General features: G+C 39.4%; 2 protein-coding genes. One reads left to right on the plus strand and one right to left on the minus strand.

The annotated features are described in order from the left end of the window. Window positions 1-281 precede the first annotated feature (281 nt). A complete protein-coding gene (locus tag FTV42_RS16165) occupies window positions 282-1,451 on the minus strand; it encodes a MobA/MobL family protein (protein ID WP_180039199.1) in 1,170 nt (389 codons plus the stop codon). A gap of 355 nt (window positions 1,452-1,806) precedes the next feature. Here FTV42_RS16165 and FTV42_RS16170 point away from each other — a divergent pair, with 355 nt between their 5' ends. Further along, entirely contained in the window at window positions 1,807-2,532 is a 726-nt protein-coding gene (locus FTV42_RS16170) for a hypothetical protein (RefSeq protein WP_257223476.1), read from the plus strand. The last annotated feature ends 103 nt before the right edge of the window (window positions 2,533-2,635 follow it).

The following is a 2,635-nucleotide window of genomic DNA, read 5'->3' on the forward strand; positions in this document are numbered from 1 at the left end:
CGCTTACGCTCAGTTCGAAGGGGCAATTTTTGGGTTAATCTCGTGATAACTTCAAAAAAAGCAAAAGCAACTCGGAATTCGCTTCGCTCATAAGTTTTTTATACTCGCTTCGCTCGACCTAGATGCAAATTAAATCTGTTCGCACCCTCCGGGATGCTCTGTATCTCAGTCTCAGCAGCAAAGGGGAGTTTGTAATCAGGGAAAAAAATGGCGAAAATTTTAATTGTGTCTGTTCGCTCGTAGACACTCGCTCTGTAAGGCCTGAATAAAACCAGATAATTTTAAAAACCTGGACCACCGTAATCATAATCATCAGATTTTGGCTTTGGCTGTTCGGGTTGAACCGGTTGAGGGGGCTTATTCTGCGTGGGTAATGGATACTTTGGCTGGGAATACACTTCAAACTCAAAGCATGGCGTTGAGTTATGCTCTGAATCTCTCAATTTTCGATTCATGTTCTGAAGGTTCCAGCCTTCTTGATGCAATATAGGCTCTTGGGTTTTGATAATTTCACTAAAATCTTTTTCCAGTTTTTCCTTATTTTTCTGGTTCTTCACTAAATAATTCAGGTAATACATCACTTCCAATGATGAAAATGGATTGTTTTCAGCACTATAAAAATATTCATGTTGTTGATCTAATTGCTTTTGGCGTTCTTCGAGTTCTCGTTCTTGTTGATTGTGTTCCCGAATTTTTTGGATCTGAGCGAGATATTCCGCTGTCGCATTTTGTTGACCAACGCCTAGCTTAGGCTCAGGAAGATACAAAGTGCTGTGGATCTCGTTATATTTTTCATAGCTGTCTGCTGAAACCTGATTTTTGATGGTGATGTCTTGGTCATCCAATGTGTAGGTGACGGTAGGGCAGTGCTGTTCAAGGGCATCATTCAGATGGTTTTCCCATTGTTTTCGGATATAGATTAAAAAAGTGGAATAGTCTGCGTGGCCATCCTGCAGCTGGATTTTCTTTGCACCGCCTTTGCTTGGATCTTTGGGGTTATAGCGTTTGAAATATTGTTCGGCTGTCCGTTCAATACCGTCATCGGCTTTTAGCGAGAACATGATGTGACAATGAGGCTGTTCTTCGCCACTGAGACGCGATTTAACGTTGTGTATGGCGTATGAATGCGGATATTGCTGTGGAATTATATGTTTGTCTAAAAACGTCTCTATGAGCGTTTTACGCTGTTCTGGCGTGAATTCATTTGGTAGGGCAATTTCATACTCCATGTAGGCCTTGGCATTGGCTCGTTCATGACTATCGGCTGCCTGCCAAAACTCAATCGGATCTTTGACAAAGGCGGGCATGCAACGTCCAGGTTCAACATGTTCTAGGACTTCTTCGCTTTTTTTCCTGATGCCTTCGTACTGCATCAACCGAGCAATATAGAGGTAATGCTGGGTGGCGTAGCCTTTATTTTTACTTTTGACGCTGAAGTGATAACTGGCCATGCTCACCTTTTTGTTGGTCTGGGATCGGTTTTTATGCAGTGAAACGGAATGAAAACCGCCCGGATTTGGAATGCCTGGATGGCTGAAAAATCCGGTTGAAGGGGGTCAAGGGGGAATCGCCCCATTGCGTACTAGTTTCTCCGATCAGGAGAAACTGTCAAGTGCGAATTATTTAAAATAAAAATAAAAATTCTTTTCAAGAAATTTTATTTTTATTTTAAATAATTATTTTCAGACTGCCCTCTTCAAATATGGTAAAACCATATTTGAAGAGGTTGCAGTTCTGAAAATTTGGCGGCAGATGATATGACTGGAAAAAGCAAAAAAGCGTGGTCGACCAGCTCAACTTTTACAAATGGCAGAGTTACATGCTTTCGTTGAGTTTTTATTAGAGAGACACCCTCGGACTGAACTTCAAAATCAAGTCATTGATGTTCTACAAGCGGACGATTTTAATTTTGAAATGTTGTCTGAAGCTCATCAGATCTTAGTGAAAGAAGCGTTAAAACCTTATCGTGAACATTTGAAGCTTCAGTTGCTGTTTGATGAGCTTTCTACCAAACCTAAACAGACTGAATATGAAGCTAAATTTATCGAGTTGTTTCATGCATACCAGGACAATCAATTGGGTGTTGCTGAACTAAATATTCTGAAGATGATGTGTACCCGATATCTGAATTTCAAAGCTCAAAAACTGCAATATGCTGATTTGGAGCTGTACTTGAGTCAGATCCAGAAAAAAGATGCAGGGAAAAAGCGTAAAGCTGAAAACAATCGAAAGTATCAGCTCGGTGGCGCTGTGATTGCTGCTTATAAAGAATTGGGTCTTAATATTGATACCTTGACACCAGATCAAGTTAGAAAAGCCATTGTAGGAAATAAGAGGATCATCAATAAGATCGAAAAATCTATAATATTTGAGCAGATTGATATGGATCTTGATACTTTGTACTTCAGGTGGCCAATATTTCTGAAGGTCATTGATAAATTAGCAATGATTGAGTATGAGGGTGAAGTCGTTCCTGAGTATATAAAAGAAATTTATTTAGCTTTATCAGAGTGTAAGGCAGGCAAAAAATAGTTAAAAATTATTAAATTTTAGTAATAAAAAGCCTGATATATCAGGCTTATCAGTGATTGATTGGATTTAGATATCCATTTTCTTAAACAAGAAGAAGGGTAAA

This window comes from Acinetobacter sp. YH16052 (genome assembly GCF_013417155.1).
In the GTDB taxonomy this organism is placed as follows: domain Bacteria; phylum Pseudomonadota; class Gammaproteobacteria; order Pseudomonadales; family Moraxellaceae; genus Acinetobacter.

Bases quoted from the DNA above. Each gene is read 5' to 3' on its own strand.
- FTV42_RS16170 (WP_257223476.1), top strand. From the start codon at position 1,807: ATGGCAGAGTTACATGCTTTCGTTGAGTTTTTATTAGAGAGACACCCT.
- FTV42_RS16165 (WP_180039199.1), bottom strand. From the start codon at position 1,451: ATGGCCAGTTATCACTTCAGCGTCAAAAGTAAAAATAAAGGCTACGCC.